Origin of the sequence: Halorhodospira abdelmalekii (assembly GCF_016583625.1) — a bacterium.
GTDB lineage: Bacteria > Pseudomonadota > Gammaproteobacteria > Nitrococcales > Halorhodospiraceae > Halorhodospira > Halorhodospira abdelmalekii.
In genome coordinates, this window is record NZ_NRRN01000036.1 from 15626 (window position 1) to 33248 (window position 17623).

Below are 17623 nucleotides of genomic sequence, written 5' to 3' on the forward strand. Positions count from 1 at the left end.
GTTTGATGCGTGCGTGCTGTACCCGGCACCCATACGGGATTTCCTAATCCGGCTGGCGCGGCGCCAGCGACTCGATCCACTGCCGCAGCTCCGCGCGATCCAGCGGCTTGCTCAGAAATGCATCGAAAAGACCGGTCTCAAGGACCGACTCCACCTCGCTGCGGGCATAGGCAGTGTAAAGGGCAATAGGCACCCGGGTGTGTCCTTGGGCCCTCTCCTCTGATCGTATGCGCTCGGCCAGCTCCTCACCATCGAATCCGGGCATGTTGCGGTCGATGACCAAAGCATCAAAAGTCCGTGTTTGCCAGGCCTCCAGAGCGCCGGCGCCGTCCTCGGCCGTGGTGACCGTGCAGCCGAGTTGCTCGAGCAGGGTCCGGGCCAGGAAGACATTGACCGTCTCGTCATCGGCCACCAACACATTCAGTGTGCTGGCCGGAGCATCCCCGCCAAGGGAAGGGGGGGCACGGCCGCAGCCTGAGTCGGCGTTCTGGGTCGCCTCGAGCGCCGCAACCGGCGGCAACGGGAGCGTCACGCTAAACGTGGAGCCCTTCCCAGGCACGCTCTGAAGCGTAAGCTCGCCGCCAAAAAGTTCGGTAAGTTCGTGCACGATAGCCAGCCCCAGACCGTGGCCACTGCGCGAGCCTCGGTAGCCGGCGCGATCGAAGGCCGCGAAGATGTGCTCCTGATCCTCTGGGGAGATCCCCGGCCCGGTATCGCGCACCCGGAAGCTGATCCATTCACCGTGGCCTGCGCTTACCGTCAGATCGACTTGGCCCTCATTGGTGTACTTGATCGCGTTACTGAGCAGGTTCGACAGGATCTGGCCCAGCCGGGTGGCATCGGCCTCTACCCACTGCGGCACGCCAGGCTCGATTTCACTAGTGAACTGCAGGCCGTGCTCTTCGGCGAGGTGGCGGTGCACGGTGCACTGGCTTTCGATCGCGGCGTGCAGATCAAACGGCGCTGGCTGCAACTTGAGCCGGCCAGACTGCAACCTACCGAGATCGAGCAACGAATCAATCAGCTCCAGCAGCCGACGGCTGGCGTGGCGGCACTGCTGCACGTAGCTTTGGCGCTGCTCCTCCCCCAGATCCGATGTGGCAAGCAGCTCGACGAATCCGGTCAACGCGTTAAGCGGCGTGCGCAGGTCGTGGCCGACGGCGTTGAGGAAGGTGGTCTTGGCCGCCACTGCCTCGGCCAAATCCTGTGCCGCTCGCTTCTGATCGCTGATATCGAAGCTTACGCCAAGCATTTCCACCAGCTCGCCGCGAGAATTGGTGATGGGGTGGATCGTGAGCAGCGCCGGGAATCTACTGCCATCCCGGCGAACCAGTTCCGTCTCCATGCGGACGGGTTGGTGCTCATGGCACAGGGGATCGACATATCCGGGTAGCCGTTCGCTGTCAGCATCAGTATGCAACAGGCTGACGTGTCGGCCGATCAGCTCCTCACGGCTGTATCCAAATAGCGCCTCAGCACCGGTGCTAGCCTCAAGGATTACCGAATTCAGATCCGTTTTAATCAGGCTGACTGACTCGGCGGCCGCGAAGATCGCTTCGAGATCGTGCTTGCGCGCCTCAAGTTGCTCGCGCAGCTGCTGTTCAGCCTGCTCAGCACGCCGGCGCTCGGTGATGTCGTGCAAATAGCCGTGCCAGAGCGTACTGCCATCGGCCTGGCGTTCCGGCGTGGAATTCCCCTCGAGCCAGACCGTTCCCTTTGAGGGGTGGTGGATCCGAAAGCTTTGGCGCCAAGGCGACAAAGTCTTTGCCGATCGTTCCATGCTTCGGTTAACCTCGTCCCGATCGGCCTCGTACATTAACTCAAAGACGCGATCAGGGCACTCTAGGACCGTTTGCGGCGTAACACCGTAGGTGTCCTCAACCCCACCATTGGCATAGACAAAGGCATGGCGGCCATCAGGCCAGAGCTGGCATTGATAGATGAACCCGGGCAGCTGCGCGGTGAGGTTAGCCAGCTGCTCTCGCACTTTTTCCAAAGCCTGGCGCTCGCTGATATCGCGCAGGATACCGGCAGCATGCCAGCGCCCGGCAATCTGCACCGGCGCCAGAGTCAATTCCAGTGGGATCTCGTGCCCATCCCGGTGGACCGCCTCGACCTCCGTGTGCTCTCCCACGCGGGTCTTCCCCCCAGACTCCCGGAAATAGCGCATACCTGCCTGCATGGCCGCCCTGTGGCGCTCAGGGACGAAGCGGTCATGGAAGGGGGCGCCCTCAAGTTCTTCGGCGCGATAGCCGAGCAGCTTCTCGAAGGCCGGGTTGCAGTACACCAACCGGTCCTCGGCATCGATCAGCACAATAGCATCGAGTGCGGCGGTGGTGATCGCCTGGAACTTGGCTTCAGCGGCTTGATGCGCCTGTTCGAGATGACGCCTGTCGGTGATGTCCTCGAGGATATGGACGGAGTACCGGTAGGCCCCTTGTGCATCCCGGGCAGTATACGAGCGTGATAGGAAAGACCGGCCATCTGGCACAGAGAACTCCTCGGCGATCTCTGAACAGCCGGTCTCGGAAGCACTGCGTTGCCCGGCCGACAGATTGGCCATGGCCGACTGACAGTCGGGCAAGGGGCCATCGCCGCGGGGAAAGAAGTGCCAGTAAGGTTGGCCGATCACCTCTTCGAGCGTGGCGCCAGCCTCTCGGAGGTAGGCGCGGTTCGCCCGCAGGATGCGATACTCCTGATCGTGGATGAAGACCGGATGCCCCATGGCATCCATGGCATCGTCCCAGCTAGGAGTTAGAGGTGGGTCCATGCGGTTCTCCCGGGGCCCCGGATTATTCAGCGCAGATAGGCAAACAGGTTGGCGTAGCAGCGTATTCTCTTTATAACCATTAGTTTGCAGCCCAAACGGACCAGGCCCGACGCTACGCCATGGGTGAAACCGTATCGCTGTTCGCGCCGTCGTTCAACAAGGCTCTGCGGCTGGAGACGGGCGCGCAGCCCCTGAGTTCTGACACAGGTGCGATCCTCCAACGTGATGCCATCTACTGGGACGAGGCCTGCTGGCGCATGCTCGGCTACGACCCGACCGAAGGGCGGACACTGGGCTTTGCGGATTGGCGGGCGCACGCGCATCCGGACGACCTGCCCAAGGCCGAGCGCATTGTCTGGGCGAAGATCAATCGGGGCCAGCCGTTCACGACCGTATTCCGCTACCGCCGTGCCGATAGGGGCTGGCTTTGGGTGCAGGGTCGGGGGCAGATCGTGGAGCACGCCGCGGATGGTCGCCCTCGACGCATGTTGGGCACTCATGTGGAGATCGATCGGCTCAAGCGCACCGAGGGCGAACTCCGCCAGCGTGAGCACTGGCTCGGGGCGCTCCAGTCGATCACGGCCAATCCCCACCGAACGCTGGACGACAAACTTGTCGAGGTGCTGCGGTTGAGCGCTGAGGTTCTAGACCTCCCTTATGCCCGGCTCAGCCGCATCGGAGAGGGTAACTGCACCATTCGCGCCGCCTATCCGGAACGCGACGCGGCCCCGACCGGGACGGTCCACGGGCTTAGCGGCGCGTGCTGCGTACACCGGATCGCTGAGGAGCCGCAGCTGGCCGGGCCGTGGCTTCAGTGGGAGGAGCACAAGCGGCCGCAGTCCGTTCGGGGGGACGGCCCCGTGGGATTCGCCGGCGGGGACGGCGCACGGCGGCTGAGTCCGCTCTAGCTAACGAAGCTGGAGCGTCCTAAAACGATGTCTACAACTGCGACACTGGCTTTATGCCGCCAGAGATCATCAAGGTCAGTGGTCAATACTTTCCGAAAACTGCAGGGCACAGAAACGGCGATACAGCGCGCTGCTTGCTTGCAGCTCGCGGTGCACGCCCTGCCCTTCGATCTGGCCACGGTTGAAGACGACGATTCGATCGGCCGCTTTAACCGTTGCCAGTCGATGGGCGATCACTACGGTGGTGCGGTCGGCCATCAGCCGCTGTAGCGCCTGCTGCACCGTCTCCTCACTCTCCGGATCGAGAGCGCTGGTCGCCTCGTCGAGCAGCAGCAAGGCGGGATTGCGCAGCAGCGCCCGTGCGATGGCGATGCGCTGGCGTTGGCCACCGGAGAGTTGCACCCCATTGGGGCCAAGATCGGAGTCCAGACCCTGCGGCAGTGCCCTTAGAAAATCGAGGGCGTTGGCATCCCGAGCAGCCTGCTCGACCTCCGCATCGCTCGCATCGGGCCGACCATAGCGGATATTCTCCGCAGCGCTGCCGGTAAAGAGCACCGGCTCCTGCGCCACCAGGCCGATGCAACTGCGCAGTTGGGACGGATCGAGCGCACGCAGCTCGATCCCATCAAACCGTACACATCCCTGATCGGGATCGTGGAACCGCAACAGCAGCTGCAACACGGTACTCTTTCCGGCTCCAGAGGGGCCGACCAGAGCAACCCGCTGACCGGCTTCGACAGTAAGGCTCACCGCGCGCAAAACCGGCTGCTTGCGGCGGCTAGGATAGCTAAAGGTGACCTCCTCGAGGGCCACTTCACCGCGCGGCGGCCACGACAGCGGCGTAGGCTGGGCCGGAGCCTGGATCTGCGGCTTCGCATCGATGAGCTCAAAGATGCGATCGGTCGCCCCAACAGCCCGCAAGACATCGCCGGCCACCTCAGCGATAGAGGCTACCGAGCTGGCCGCCAAGACCGCGTAAAAGACAAAGGCCGAGAGCTCACCGGAACTCATGCGGCCCGCCAACACCTCATGCCCGCCCTGCCACAACACAGCGCCCACCGCCGCAAAGATGAGCAGCACCGCCACGCCGGCGAGCCACGAACGCTGCCAAGTCCGCAAGATGGCGGTCGCGAAGGCCTGTTCGACCCGCTCGGCGTAGCGGCGACGATCCTGCTCCTCATGGCCAAAGGCCTGTACGGTGGACATGGCGTGGAGCGATTCGCCGGCAAAGCTGCCGACATCGGCCACGCGGCTCTGGCTCTCCCGCGAAAGGCGGCGTACGCGCCGACCGAACCAAAAGATGGGCAGCAGGATCAGCGGAATGCCGCCAACCACGAGAGCGGCCAGCTGCGGGCTGGTGATAAAGAGCAGCGTCAATGCACCGACGAAGGTCAAGGTGCTGCGCAGTGCGATGGAGAGCGCTGAACCGAAGAGCGTCTGCAGCACACTGGTGTCAGCCGTAAGGCGCGACTGAATTTCGCCGGCGCCATTGCGTTCGAAGAAGTCGGGCTCAAGCGTCAACAGCCGGTGAAAGACGCGGCGGCGTAAGTCGGCGGCGAGGCGTTCGCCGATCCAAGTAATCAGGTAGTGGCGACTCGCCGAGGCGATCGCTAGCACCGTAATCAGGCCCAGAGTCACCACCAGAGCACGGTCGAGCATTTGGGCGTTGCCGGCCGCGATCCCCTGATCGATAAGCAGGCGCAAGCCTTGGCCGATGGCCAACACCCCACCGGCAGCGATCAGCATCGCCACCGCCGCTGCGGCGAGCCGCCAACGGTAGGGGGCAACCATGCGGGCTAGGCGCCAGAGGGTCGATTTTGCGAACACAGATGGGGGTCCTTAGGTATCGCGTCCTGCTGAGCTGAGCGTTAGAGCGGGCGCGGCGTCACTCGGTGGGCCATTCATCGAGCGACTCATACTCACCGATAGACCTCGCGTCGGTGTCCAATTCGGATAACCAGTACCACCAGAGCCTCATCGCGTATCGCGCAGACGAGGCGATAACTCCCCACCCGGTAGCGCCACAGCGGCGCCATCTTTCCCCTAAGCGGCTGACCTAGCTGCCGAGGGTCGTCCGACGCGCTCAGCCGCTCCTCGAATTGACGTATCCGCTGCCGCGCCTCGTGGTCGAGTTTTTTCGCGTCCTTCTGGGCTGAGCGGGTGAACTTAATCGCCCAAGCCACTCCAGAACTCCTCCGAGTCGATCACCTCCTCCTCGCCCCGTCTCACCCGCTCCAGGGCCTTCTCTGCCAGGTAAACGTCCTCCATGTCCTCCAGGCGGTCCTCGATGGCCTCACGGATGTAATAGGCGGTGGTACGGCCGGTCTGCTCGGCCAGCGCCTTCAGGCGGTCATAGGTCTCCGTCGGGAGCCTGACAGCAGTTTGTGTTGTTCGCATGAGCCGCCCCCCGCTAAATTGGTATGTTTGCATACCAAAAAGATACCACTATCGTGGCAATAGGCAAGCCTCCGGTTTGCACTCCCCACTGGGGCGCACTACACCGGCCGCAGCTGCGTAACCTTAGCGCCCTCTGGATCGGGCCTGCTTGACCTGATACATGGCGGCATCGGCACGATTGAGCAAGTCCTGGGGCGTCTCCTCGGGGTTGGCCACGGCGACACCGACACTGCAGCCGACCCGCACCAGCTGGCCCTTGGCCTCGATAGGAAGCGACAACTGTTCTTCGGCGCGCTTAGCCAGGCGGCGGCAGAAACGCAATGAGAAGCCGGGGACGTAGACCCAGACGGCTTAGAAGACGGCTGCTCTTGGCATGGATCCTCCTAAGTGGTGCTTTGCGCCGACGGGCCTTATGATCCTTGTCGGAGGGATCCATGGGGGTGATCATCGATTAGTTCACCTGTTAAACCCACCTGTCAAACGGCGCACCGCGGGGGAGTTCCGCCTGCATCCTCTTGATCATTTGGTGCCGATATTTCATTCCCACGCTATAAAGTAGCACAGGATCCAATCACGCCCTAGAGCCATTGCAAGAGCGCGCAGAATAAGCCGCAGGTGGCTTCCCCTCGTGGTTCTGCGCTGCGGTGGGTTGTTGATTTCAGGGGTCATCCCACCACCGCCTCGCACTGCCGACCTCGCGCTGGACTCCCGCACCGGGCACTGCCCGCCTCCACAGCTGCCAAAAAGGCACGGATCCGCGGCACGTGACGCTCCAATCCGTCAAAGCCGTGGCTGCCCTCCTCCTCAACCACCTGCTCACAGCCGTGCAAAGCGGTGATCGCTTCGCGGGCATCCAGCAGTTCATCGCCGAGTTGAGTAAGCAGTAGTAGGTTTTCCTTCCGGTACTGTGACGGCGCCATGGATCGAAGCGCTTGCAGATGGCCTTCGTGCCACTCATAACGGCTGCCGTCGTGGAGATTAAGACCGCCGGTCGGTCCCAGTGCACAACGCAGCGTCTCGTAGGGGCGCAGCGCCGGATTGATCAGCACCGCCCGCAGACTCGGGAACCGCTCGCTCAAGCAGAGCGCGTAGAAGCCGCCGAGGGAACTGCCGATCACGCCGACGGGCTCGAAGCGCGCCACACACTCGATCAGCTCGCTCAGCGTCTCAATCGCCAGCTGCGGATGAGTCGGCAGCGATGGGGCGAGGAAGCCAACGGCCTGTAACTGCTGCCGCAGAAGCATTGCTTTGTGGCCTCGCCCACTGCCGCCGAAGCCGTGGATGTAAAGGATCATTGATCTGACCTCAGTGACCGACTCCGACAGTAAGGCTCATCTCGCGCAAAACCGCTGCTTGCGGCGGCTAGGATAGCCAAAGGTGACCTCCTCGAGGGCCACTTCGCCGCGCGGCACCCCCTATTCGTAGTGGCTCCAAAGCCGGAGAACTTTTACCACCCTCTCCTCTTCGAGCACTTGGTACACTAACCGATGCTGAATATTGATACGGCGTGAGTAAGCCCCAGCGAGATCACCAATGAGCTTCTCAAACGGCGGCAGTTTGCGATAGGGGTCTTCCGCTATCGGCGTCAATAGCTCTTGGGCTTTTGGTTTGAGGCCACTGGCGGCCAACTTTTTTGCATCTTTCTGAGCCTGTTTGCTGTAAACCAACTTCCATGTCACCAGTCCAATTCCTCATCGCATTCGGCCACAGGGGTATCCATCCCCTCACGAATAGATTCCCGCATACCTGGTACAGATAGGAGGTAAAGGGTTTCCTGAATAGCCAACCAATCCTCTTCAGACACCAAGACAGCTTTGTTCCGCTTACCCATAATGACGATTGGTTGGTGGGATTCGGCAGTTTCGTCGATCAACCGATAAAGGTTGCTGCGCGCTTCGGTTGCAGTGATTCCGGCCATGACGCACCTCTTGCTCTGGCGTGTTCAACTTTGCATTATTGTACGCCCTTTGGTACGTACGTCAAAGCGAACGTCCTCTGTGTTGGAGAGACACTGAACCGAAGAGGGTCGGCAGTACGCTGGGGTCAGCCGTAAGGCGCGACTGAGGGCGACCTTCCACGAGCGGGTGAAGACCCCGGCCACATCACCCCGACCCGAGGATCTGCCTAGGTGGCTCGACAGGCTGCTCCGAGGCGACAGAGGCGTGGCAGAGGCAACGGCCGGACGCGCTGGTGCTCGACCGCCACATGCCCGATCTCGATGGTGTTGAGCTGGCCGAGCGCGTCCGTGCCGAGGAGCAGGCCGAGGGTCGCCCTCGGGTACCCATTGCCCTCTACACCGCTTACGCCCGTAGCGAGGTCGAGACGGTCCTTGAGGGTGGGCTCTTTGATACCTTTTTGGGCAAGCCGTTGGATCGTACAGAGCTGCGGCAATGGATCAAGTCGCTGGAATCGCTGGCACGGCGGCAGCCGCCTGATGCCAACACCAACCCAGGAGAGCTCCATGGCAACGCACTCCACTCCTAGCCAGGCGCAGCCCGCGGGATTGGCTACGGCATCGCGCAGCGCCTGGCCGAAGACGACTGGCGTGTGGTCATAGGCGATCTCGACGAGGCGGAGTGCCGGGCCGCCGCAGAGCGTATCGGCCCCCAAGCTAAAGCGATCGCCCTCTCGATGTGCGCGATGAGCGCAGCGTTGAACAGGCGCTAAACACGACGTTTGCAAGGGCGGCATGCAGAATCTCCGGCGACGATTGTGGCACTTCGTCGGCATCACACATCAGCGCCAACACTTCCGGATCGAGGACTCACCTTGAAATGCCTGCCGTTAAAGCATCAAAAGGCCACGCATATTGCAGTCGTCGCCTCTAGGCGGCATGATTCCAACCTCAGATTCCTACTCTTGAGGTCAGCATGCTCGTTTCTGACAAGGGGCAAAGGGGCAAGTCACCATCCCCAAGCACATTCGCATGGCCGCGGGCGTCGCACCTGGCAGCGAAGTCACCTTCAGTTTGGAAGGCAGCAAGATCGTCATCACACCCGTGAGCACCAGCGTTAAGGAGGACCGTCGAGCGAAGTTTAAGGCAGCAGCGGCACGGGTACGTGGAAGCCTCAGCGCAGAGTTCAAGCAGCTGGGCGCCGACGAAATCATGAGCTTCATCCGCGGCGACGAACCGACAAAGGACCAAAGCAGTCGTGGCTCTAGCTAATCTTGCAGACTACGACGGCACAGCCGGCGTACTCGTAGACACCAACGTATGGGTGGACTGTATCGACGAGGCGAGCCCATGGCATGACTGGGCCGTAGGACAGCTACAAGTTTGCAGCGAGCGGAGTCCGCTGCATGTCAATATCGCCATCTTCTCTGAACTCCTGATTCCGGGCCCAGACATCCGAGCACTGGATGCAATGCTCGATATCTACGACACGCTCAGAACATCGCTGCCGTGGGCAGCCGCCGGACTCACCGCTGCGGCCTATGCCATGTATCGACGTCGCGGCGGAACCAAACAGAAGCCTCTGCCGGACTTCTTCATCGGGGCTCACGCGGCGGTGTCCAACCTCAGCGTACTAACCCGCGATCCGAACCCGTACAAGAACTACTTCGCTAGGCTTGAAGTCATTGCCCCGTGATTCTGCGCACCATCCAAAAACCGTGGCGAAGTCACTGTTCGGCTTTCATAAAATCAACATGGAATTGAGCGCTCAGGGTAGGGGCCTCTATCATCGGTAGATGCCCGACGTCAGGCAGTTCCACAAATTGAGCCTCCGGCATCCCTTCTTTGAGATGAACAGCGCCATCAATCGAAAAGACACCATCATCGCTCCCCCAAACAGTTAAAACCGGCATTGGAAATTCTGGCAGCGGATCTATAATTCGCCTATCAAGCTGCACGATATCCCAGACATGCCGAAAATGCTCAATCCCCTCTTTATAGTCCTGTACAATATCTTTCTTTACACTCTCTGGAAAGTCCGGAGGATTCGAAAAAAGCAGATCCATCTGCAAATCAAAATCCTCCAAAGTCCGTGGCATAAAAGGATGCACACCAGCGCGCAGCGCACTCTTAACTTCATCGCTCCAATCGACCACACCAAACGGTCCCCCAACGAAGGCGAGCGTCTGTACATCGTCAGACTGTTGATCGGCAATCAAAGCGGCAATAGTGCCTCCCATAGAGTTCCCTGCGAGGTGCCACGTCGTAGGGTCAAACTGCTGCATCAACTCAACAATAAGGTCCGCTTGATGCTGTAGCGAATACGCTTCTAGCGAAAAGTCTCGACTGTCACCATACCCGGGAAGATCGGGGGCGATGGCTCGATACCCAGACGCTTTGAGCCGACAGATGTAGTCGTGCCACTGAGAGCGCTCGGCGAACAGCCCGTGCAACAGCAGAACGGACTCACCCTCCCCCGCCTTGCTTAAAGAGATTTCTCCTTCAGCGAGCTCAACCTGCGAAGATTCGATATTGCAAGGTGTGGCTACATTGCCGCCACTGGCGAAAGCTAGAGAGGCCTGGGCAGAGAGCGCCACAAGCATCGTCAATACTACTGAATAGAGCATAGCACCACTCCGATCTGTTTGCATATGCCTGAAGGCTACCGGATCGACCTCACTGCTCGCAACGGAGGCAATCATCGTTTGGTCCACGTTTGATAAACAGCCGCTTATGCGAGAAAGGACGATCGCTCAGGTAGAACGGCACGCCGAAGTAACGTTTGTCGGACGTTTTCTTGGACTGTTTCACGCTGCGACCTCAAGCTCTCGCCGTGGTCAATGGCCTCTGCAAGCTGCGCTCGGGTCACATCGCACATCTCTATGGTTTCAGGAACGGTAACGCAGACCTATAGGCGAGTGCTAGCGGGTTACGCTAGCACCAGGACTAGGGAAACCGTGCGTCAACCCACCACCGCCACCCACAGGTCCATGACGTTGGTCTGGGATCGCCTGTATCAGTTCAATCCACTCAGTACGGGCGCCGTGCAGGTTCCCCTGGATTATCTAGAGTGGTCACTAACTGGCCCTGTGGCGCGCTTTTCGGAGCCGATCCCTAAGTAGCGCACCACGCTCTTTTCGATCTCCACTATGACGAAGAGCGCAGCACCGAAGAGCAGAATGCGGCCCCAGTCGGCCAACGAAATGGCAGTTGTGCCGAATAGGGCGTGCATCACGGGCGCGTAGGTGAAGGCAAGCTGTAGCAGAATTAACAGACCGATGGCAATCCACATCGCCGAGGAGCGAAAGAGTGCCCACCCACGCCAAATCGGGTCGTAGATCAGGCGTAGGTTGAGCAGATAGAACGCCTGTCCCGCCACCAGCGTATTGATCGCGACCGTTCGGGCGAGTTCATCGCTGACGCCGACGACCTCTTCCATCCACAGGAAGTGACCGAAGGTCCCGATCCAGAGCAGGATCGCTACAAATGGGATTCGCCACAGCATAAAGCCCGAGAGCAGCGGCGTCTGCGGGTCACGCGGCGGTCGTTGCATCACCCCCGGCTCGCTCGGTTCAAAGGCCAGCGCCATGGCGAGTGTCACCGAGGTCACCATGTTGACCCAAAGCACCTGCACCGGGGTCAGCGGCAGCGCCAACCCCATCAGAATCGCCATCATGATGGTCAGCGACTGCCCGGCGTTAGTCGGCAGCATGTGTAGGATGGCCTTGCGGATATTGTCGTAGACCGTGCGACCCTCTTCCACCGCATGGGTGATGGAGGCGAAGTTATCGTCCGCTAAGACCATCTCGGAGGCCTCTTTGGCCGCCTCCGTGCCCTTGTTGCCCATGGCGACACCGACGTCGGCGCGTTTAAGCGCCGGGGCGTCGTTGACCCCATCGCCGGTCATCGCCACGATGCCGCCCTCGGCCTGGAGCGCTCGGACCAGCCGCAGCTTATGCTCCGGCGTCGTGCGCGCAAAGATATCGACTCCCTGAACCAGACGGCGCAGTTCGGCGTCATCGGCCGCATCGACGTGGTGTCCGGCTACTGCGCGTCCACCGCCGTTATCCCCGCTAATCTCCCCAGTGGCACTCTTGCCGATCCCCAGCTTCTCGCCGATAGCCCGCGCAGTCGCCAAGTGATCGCCGGTGATCATCTTGACCCGGATACCGGCCTGCTGTGCCTGCGCTACCGCGCCAATGGCCTCTTCGCGCGGGGGGTCGATGATGCCGACCACGGCCAACAGGGTAAAACCGCCGCGTTCGACATCTTCGTAGGTCAACTCCCGCCGCCCCCGTGGCTCCTTGCGGACCGCCAAAGCCAACAAGCGCTCGCCCTGGCCGGCGATCTCATTCATCGCCGCCTCCCACCAGGCGGCGTCGAGCGGCTGGGTCGAGTGGTTCACCTGCTCACAGTCGCACAACTCTAGGAGCCGTTCAGGGCTGCCTTTTAGATAGACGCCGTGCCAGCCGTGGTGGTCGCTATTGAGGGTGGCCATGTACTTGTGTTCAGAGTCGAAGGGGATGGCATCGAGTCGCGGCCAGCGGTCGGCATCGCGTTCTGGGTCGAGCCCAGCCTTGCGTCCTACGACAAGCAGTGCCCCCTCGGTGGGATCGCCCTGCAAGTGCCACTCGCCATCCCGCTGGAAATGCCGAGCGTCGTTGCACAGCACCCCAGCCCGCAACGCCTCAAGCAGTGCGGCGTCGATCTCGGCGGTAACCATCTCCTCGCCATCGATGCAAAATCCGCCGTGCGGTGCATAGCCGACCCCTTCGACTGTGACCCGCTGCGTCCGACTGACTAGGGTCGCCACCGTCATCTCGTTACGAGTCAGGGTGCCGGTTTTATCCGAGCAAACGGTCGACACCGAACCAAGGGTCTCGACCGCCGGCAAACGGCGGATGATGGCGTTGCGCCGTGCCATCTTCTGTACGCCGATCGCCAAGGCGATAGTCAAAATCGCCGGCAGCCCTTCGGGAATCGTCGAGACGGCCAGACTGACGGCGGCGAGGAACATCTCGTCGAGCGGATAGTCTCGGACCCAGTAGCCGAAGGCGAAGGTAAAGGCGGCCACGATGATGATGATCACCGCCAACCACCGCCCGAACTGTTCGGTCTGACGGATCAGCGGGGTCTGTAGGCGATCAACCTCACCGAGCATTGCCGAGATTCGGCCGACTTCGGTCTGCGCCCCCGTGGCGACCACGACTCCGAGCCCGCGCCCGAAGGTTGCCAAGGTGCCGGAGTAGGCCATCCCGCGCCGATCACCCAAGGCCGCATCGGCGGCGACCGCGGCCGTCTCCTTCTCCACCGGCACCGACTCGCCGGTGAGCACCGCCTCATCGACGCGCAGATTTTTCGCCTCGAAGAGGCGCAGATCGGCAGGGATCTTATCGCCCGCCTGAATCAGTACGACATCGCCAGGCACGATCGCCTCGGCCGCGACCTCACAGCGTTCGCCATTACGAACGACCACCGCCTGCGGCGATAGCATCTTGCGGATGGCATCAAGCGCTCGCTCCGCCTTCCCCTCCTGGAGAAAGCCGATCATGGTGTTGATCAGCACCACGGCGAGGATGACCCCGGTATCGACCCAGTGGCCGAGCAGCGCGGTTCCGGCCGCCGCCGCGATCAAGATGTAGATCAGTACGTTATGAAAGTGGCGAAAGAAGCGGACCAGCGGGCCGGCGCGCTCCGGCGGCTGGAGACGATTCGGGCCGTACTGCTCAAGCCGGGCCGCAACCTCCTCTTCGCTCAAGCCGCGACGGCGACTCCCTAAGCGCTCGAGTGCATCCTCGGCGGTCTCGGCGTGGTAGCAAGACGCGGCAGCATCGTGATCAACCGCGCCCTCTCCAGCGCTGTCTGAGCGGCTTGATGTGGTCTGGTGATCTTGATCGGCCATCTGTCTATGCTCTCGCTTGTTCTTGCTGCCCGCTTGCTCGCCGCGGTTTTCTCTCTTTCCCGCGGGGCGTGCCGTACCAACCGTGAGTCGCGGTGTTCACCACCTCACAGCAAACCTTAGAGGTCTTTTAAGTCAACTGCATCAATCGCTAATCGTCGACGTCCGGCGCGTCGGTATGCTGGCCTCGGAAGCGCTTTTCCTGGCTTACTTCTCGGCAGACTCGGCGGGATGGTCTCCTGGAACCTGTCCCCGCCCCTGAAGATTCAGCCCATAGAGTGCGGCCACGGGCAGGATCATGGCCAGGCCTTGTCGGGGGCTGTCCAGTCCCAGTTCATCGCGGAGTTTGCGTGCCGTTCGATCGGCGCGGTCGGCCTCGGCGACCCAGAAAATAATGCTCATTGCACTCTGAAACGTCAGGCCGAAAAAGGTCTTGATGGGTGGGTTGCTAATGCCGCTCGCGGGTACCAGGGTCGCGCCTACAACGCCCTCATTATGGGCAATATCCAGTGCCCGTTCGGAGGACGTCATCGGTCACGATAGCAACGAGCAATGATGTGGCTGCTGTCTTTTCCATGGTGGGTAACGGTATCCAGCCTGGGACGCGGACCCAAGAGTAGCATAGTCGATCCCGAGGATCTGCCTACGCGCCTTCCACTGGCGGGTGAAGACCCTATTGTTTTATGGTTATTGAACTGAATGGGGTATCGTGTCTTTGGTTGGAGGAGTTTTACAGGGGGGGGCACAGATGGAGCGGTTGGGCGAGCACGCGCCGGTGAAAGGAGTGCGTCGAACCGTTCTTGCTTGATGAGGCCCTGCAGTGGCTCGACAGGCTGCTCGGAGGCGACCATTAAGAGGAAAAATCATGAGCAGCGATGAGCCGCTCCAGACCATTCTGGTGGTCGATGACGAGCCAACCAACATCCAGGCTCTCGGCAGTATCCTCAAGGGCAACTACCGGGTTCAGGTGGCCAACTCCGGCGACCGGGCGTTGGCCATGCTACAAGCGCCGAATCGACCCAAACCGGATCTGATCCTCCTCGACATCGAGATGCCGGGGCTCGACGGCTACGAGATCTGTCGCCGCCTTAAAGCAGACCCGCAGACGAGCACCATCGACATCATCTTCATCACGGCTCGTGATGCGGCCAGTGATGAAGAATACGGCCTGAGCCTGGGCGCGGTGGACTACATCACCAAGCCGTTTTCACCGGCGATTGTTCGTGCTCGGGTCGACACCCACATGCGTCTTCGGCACAAGACCGATCTTCTTGAGCAGCAAGTTGCGGAGATCGATGCGCAGTGCTACGCCCTGGACCAAGCCCTGCAGCGCGCCGAGCGGTCCGAGCGAATCGGTGCCATCGGCCACTGGCTCGCCTACCCGGAAACTGGAAAGCTGATCTGGTCGCCTATGACCTACGCGCTTTGCGGCTTCGATCCGGAGGGACCGCTGCCGGACTGGGAGGCGTTCATCGCCCGAGTCCCCGAGGCGGATCGCAACCAAGTTGCAGAGATCCAGTTCGAGGCCAACCCTACTCTGCGCTCCTGCGAGGGGGAGTACCGCATCGTCCACCCCGGAGGCCGGACGCTGTGGGTTCGCGAGATCGCTCAGCGCTGGCAGGATGAGCACGGCCAGTCGATCATCCAGGGGACCATTCAGGACATCACTGAGCAGCGCGAGGCGCTGGAGCGCAGTGAGGCGCGCCGGCAGCAGATTGAAGCCATTCTCCGGGCGATTCCCGATGTAGCCCTGACCGAGACCGATCTAGAAGGTACGGTGCGCGAGGCCAGCTGCAGCGCCGAACGCATGTTTGGGTACACGCGCGCGCAGCTCATCGGCAGCAACATCTACACCCTCCACGACCCTTCCGATCATGCTCAGGTCCGGGAGAAGATCGCTCGCCTGCAGCAAACCGGCGAAGGCTACACCACGGAGTGCGAGCTGATTCGCGGCACCGGCGAGCGCTTTCAGGCCCAGTTGAGTGTCGCGCCGCTACGCAATGAGCGCGGCGAAGTGGTCGGCGAGATCGCTGCCTGCATCGATCTATCGAATCAATTTGCCCATGAGCAGCGTCTGCGCATGGCCCAGGAGGCGGCCGGCTTCGGGGTCTGGGACTGGGATCTAGCGGCGGATCAGGTCTGCTGGGATGAGGCGTGCTGGCGTATGCTCGGCTACGATCCGGATCAGCAGCGCACCCTAACCTTCGCCGACTGGCAGGCCATGGTTCATCCAGAGGACTTGGAGCGCGTCCAACCGGTGGTCGAAAGCCACCTTGCCGAAGGCCGACCATTCACCATCGAGCTTCGCTACCGCTGCGCCGATGGTGGCTGGCTTTGGGTGCAGGGCCGGGGGCAGACCCTGCGCCGCGCGGCCGATGGCTCACCAAGCTACATGGTGGGCACCCATGTCGATATCAGCGATCAGAAGCGAGCAGCACAGGAGCTAGCCGAGGCGGTGGCGGCCAAGACCACCTTCCTTAACGCCGTCAGCCACGATCTGCGCTCGCCGCTCAACGCGTTGACCGGCTTCGTCGAGCTGCTCGCCGCACCGGATTTGGGAGAGGAGGAGCGCCAGAGCTACGTGCGGCAGTGCCGCCACGCCAGCGCCCGCCTGCTGGAGCTGATCGACTCACTGCTCGACCTGAGCCGACTACAGGCGGGCCGACTCGAACTGCGGCCCGCGCCCTTCGATCTGCATGCAGCGATTCAGAGCCAGTGCACCGTCTACCGCCACCTCGCCGGCGAGCACGGCCTAGCGTTCACCTGCACCTGTGGGCTTGAGGCCGGCGTGCCACAGTGGGTGGAGGCCGACGCCACCCGGTTGGGACAGATCCTGTCGAACCTGCTCAGCAACGCCATCAAATACACCCAGGAGGGGGGAATCGATCTGAGGGTATGCACTGAGCTCGATGACCGAATCACCTTCCAAGTGCGCGATACCGGTCCGGGGATTCCCTCAGACCAGCAGGGGCACATCTTTGCGGCTTTTGATCGCGCCGGCTACCAGGGCTCGCGCAGCGGCCACGGCCTAGGGCTAGCCATCGTACGCGAACTCACCGAGCTGTTCGGCGGGGAAATCGCGCTCGAGAGCACGCCGGGGGTCGGCTCCACGTTTACCGTGACGCTCCCGCTAACGCCCATCGCAGCACCAGAGAGAGAACGCGATGCCGCCCCCGACATGGAGACCTCCCCCCTACCCCGCGGCGAGGAGGCCCCAGCGAGCCCGCTGCATGTGCTGGTCGCCGATGATGAACCGACGAATGTCTTTTTGGCCCAGGTCCTGCTTGAGCAGCTCGGCTGCACGGTCACCACGGCCAAAAACGGCACCGCTGCCTTAGAAGCGTGGCAAACGCAACGGCCGGACGCGCTGCTGCTCGACCGCCACATGCCCGATTTCGATGGCGAAGTGCTGGCCGAGCGTATCCGTGCCGAGGAGCAGGCCGAGGGTCGCCCTCGGGTGCCCATTGCCCTGTACACCGCTTACGCCCGCAGCGAGGTCGAGACGGTCCTTGAGGGCGGGCTCTTTGATACCTTTTTGGGCAAGCCGTTGGATCGTACAGAGCTGCGGCAATGGATCAAGTCGCTGGAATCGCTGGCACGGCGGCAGCCACCCGATGCCACCAACCCTGGAGAGCCCCATGGAAGCGCACTCCACTCCTAGCTGGGACGACGCTATGGATGCCATGGAGCATCCGATCTTTTTGCACGACCAAAACTACTGCGTCCTGCGCGCGAACCGCGCCTATTTAGAGCAG

The 17623-nt window shown here is 61.7% G+C and carries 16 protein-coding genes and 1 pseudogene; 6 read left to right on the top strand and 11 right to left on the bottom strand.

Annotated elements, in window-relative coordinates; genetic code table 11:
• Nucleotides 1-43 precede the first annotated feature (43 nt).
• On the bottom strand, nt 44-2770 hold the full coding sequence (locus tag CKO15_RS09500; protein WP_200195476.1) for a PAS domain S-box protein: 2727 nt from the start codon (nt 2768-2770) through the stop codon (nt 44-46).
• Between the two features lie 119 nt (nt 2771-2889).
• On the opposite strand from CKO15_RS09500, the gene CKO15_RS09505 reads away from it, so the two are divergent.
• Nucleotides 2890-3678 (top strand): PAS domain-containing protein, encoded by a 789-nt coding sequence (locus tag CKO15_RS09505; RefSeq protein ID WP_200195478.1) that lies wholly within the window; start codon nt 2890-2892, stop codon nt 3676-3678.
• A 75-nt stretch (nt 3679-3753) separates the two neighbouring features.
• On the opposite strand, the gene CKO15_RS09510 is transcribed toward CKO15_RS09505, so the two are convergent.
• The 7 genes from CKO15_RS09510 to CKO15_RS09540 form a co-directional block, all read right to left on the bottom strand.
• Complete coding sequence (locus tag CKO15_RS09510; protein WP_338036037.1) at nt 3754-5505, bottom strand: ABC transporter transmembrane domain-containing protein; 1752 nt, start codon at nt 5503-5505, stop codon at nt 3754-3756.
• Between the two features lie 92 nt (nt 5506-5597).
• Nucleotides 5598-5861 (bottom strand): type II toxin-antitoxin system mRNA interferase toxin, RelE/StbE family, encoded by a 264-nt coding sequence (locus CKO15_RS09515; protein WP_200195480.1) that lies wholly within the window; start codon nt 5859-5861, stop codon nt 5598-5600.
• Nucleotides 5845-6075, bottom strand: coding sequence for a type II toxin-antitoxin system RelB family antitoxin (gene relB, locus CKO15_RS09520; RefSeq protein ID WP_200195482.1), 231 nt, complete (start codon nt 6073-6075; stop codon nt 5845-5847). The genes CKO15_RS09515 and relB overlap by 17 nt, the downstream gene beginning before the upstream one ends.
• A 123-nt stretch (nt 6076-6198) precedes the next feature.
• On the bottom strand, nt 6199-6396 hold the full coding sequence (locus CKO15_RS09525) for a diguanylate cyclase domain-containing protein (RefSeq protein WP_274600139.1): 198 nt from the start codon (nt 6394-6396) through the stop codon (nt 6199-6201).
• A 344-nt stretch (nt 6397-6740) separates the two neighbouring features.
• A complete protein-coding gene (locus CKO15_RS09530) occupies nt 6741-7370 on the bottom strand; it encodes a YqiA/YcfP family alpha/beta fold hydrolase (RefSeq protein WP_200195493.1) in 630 nt (209 codons plus the stop codon).
• Nucleotides 7371-7490: 120 nt separating this feature from the next.
• Nucleotides 7491-7754 carry a Txe/YoeB family addiction module toxin gene (locus CKO15_RS09535; RefSeq protein WP_200195495.1) on the bottom strand — a complete coding sequence of 88 codons (264 nt, stop codon included), beginning with the start codon at nt 7752-7754 and terminating at the stop codon, nt 7491-7493.
• Nucleotides 7751-7993, bottom strand: coding sequence for a type II toxin-antitoxin system Phd/YefM family antitoxin (locus CKO15_RS09540; protein WP_200195498.1), 243 nt, complete (start codon nt 7991-7993; stop codon nt 7751-7753). The genes CKO15_RS09535 and CKO15_RS09540 overlap by 4 nt, the downstream gene beginning before the upstream one ends.
• 200 nt (nt 7994-8193) lie before the next feature.
• Here CKO15_RS09540 and CKO15_RS09545 point away from each other — a divergent pair, with 200 nt between their 5' ends.
• The 4 genes and pseudogenes from CKO15_RS09545 to CKO15_RS09560 all read left to right on the top strand — a co-directional run bounded on the left by CKO15_RS09545 (nt 8194) and on the right by CKO15_RS09560 (nt 9665).
• On the top strand, nt 8194-8559 hold the full coding sequence (locus tag CKO15_RS09545) for a response regulator (protein ID WP_200195527.1): 366 nt from the start codon (nt 8194-8196) through the stop codon (nt 8557-8559).
• A 63-nt stretch (nt 8560-8622) separates the two neighbouring features.
• Nucleotides 8623-8742: a hypothetical protein gene (locus CKO15_RS14145; protein ID WP_338036038.1), complete on the top strand. Its 120-nt coding sequence runs from the start codon at nt 8623-8625 to the stop codon at nt 8740-8742.
• A 232-nt stretch (nt 8743-8974) separates the two neighbouring features.
• Nucleotides 8975-9241, top strand: a pseudogene (locus CKO15_RS09555) (AbrB/MazE/SpoVT family DNA-binding domain-containing protein); the annotation flags it as partial.
• Nucleotides 9228-9665 carry a type II toxin-antitoxin system VapC family toxin gene (locus CKO15_RS09560; RefSeq protein ID WP_200195502.1) on the top strand — a complete coding sequence of 146 codons (438 nt, stop codon included), beginning with the start codon at nt 9228-9230 and terminating at the stop codon, nt 9663-9665. The pseudogene CKO15_RS09555 and the gene CKO15_RS09560, both read left to right, overlap by 14 nt.
• Before the next feature lie 31 nt (nt 9666-9696).
• Here CKO15_RS09560 and CKO15_RS09565 read toward each other — a convergent pair whose 3' ends face one another.
• From CKO15_RS09565 to CKO15_RS09575, 3 genes are all read right to left on the bottom strand, one after another.
• Entirely contained in the window at nt 9697-10683 is a 987-nt protein-coding gene (locus tag CKO15_RS09565; RefSeq protein ID WP_200195504.1) for an alpha/beta fold hydrolase, read from the bottom strand.
• Between the two features lie 347 nt (nt 10684-11030).
• The gene (locus tag CKO15_RS09570) at nt 11031-13871 is read right to left on the bottom strand and encodes a cation-transporting P-type ATPase (protein WP_200195506.1); all 2841 of its coding nucleotides are present in this window, start codon (nt 13869-13871) and stop codon (nt 11031-11033) included.
• A 204-nt stretch (nt 13872-14075) separates the two neighbouring features.
• Nucleotides 14076-14399, bottom strand: coding sequence for a hypothetical protein (locus tag CKO15_RS09575; RefSeq protein ID WP_200195508.1), 324 nt, complete (start codon nt 14397-14399; stop codon nt 14076-14078).
• A gap of 334 nt (nt 14400-14733) precedes the next feature.
• Here CKO15_RS09575 and CKO15_RS09580 point away from each other — a divergent pair, with 334 nt between their 5' ends.
• A complete protein-coding gene (locus CKO15_RS09580) occupies nt 14734-17529 on the top strand; it encodes a response regulator (RefSeq protein WP_200195510.1) in 2796 nt (931 codons plus the stop codon).
• The last annotated feature ends 94 nt before the right edge of the window (nt 17530-17623 follow it).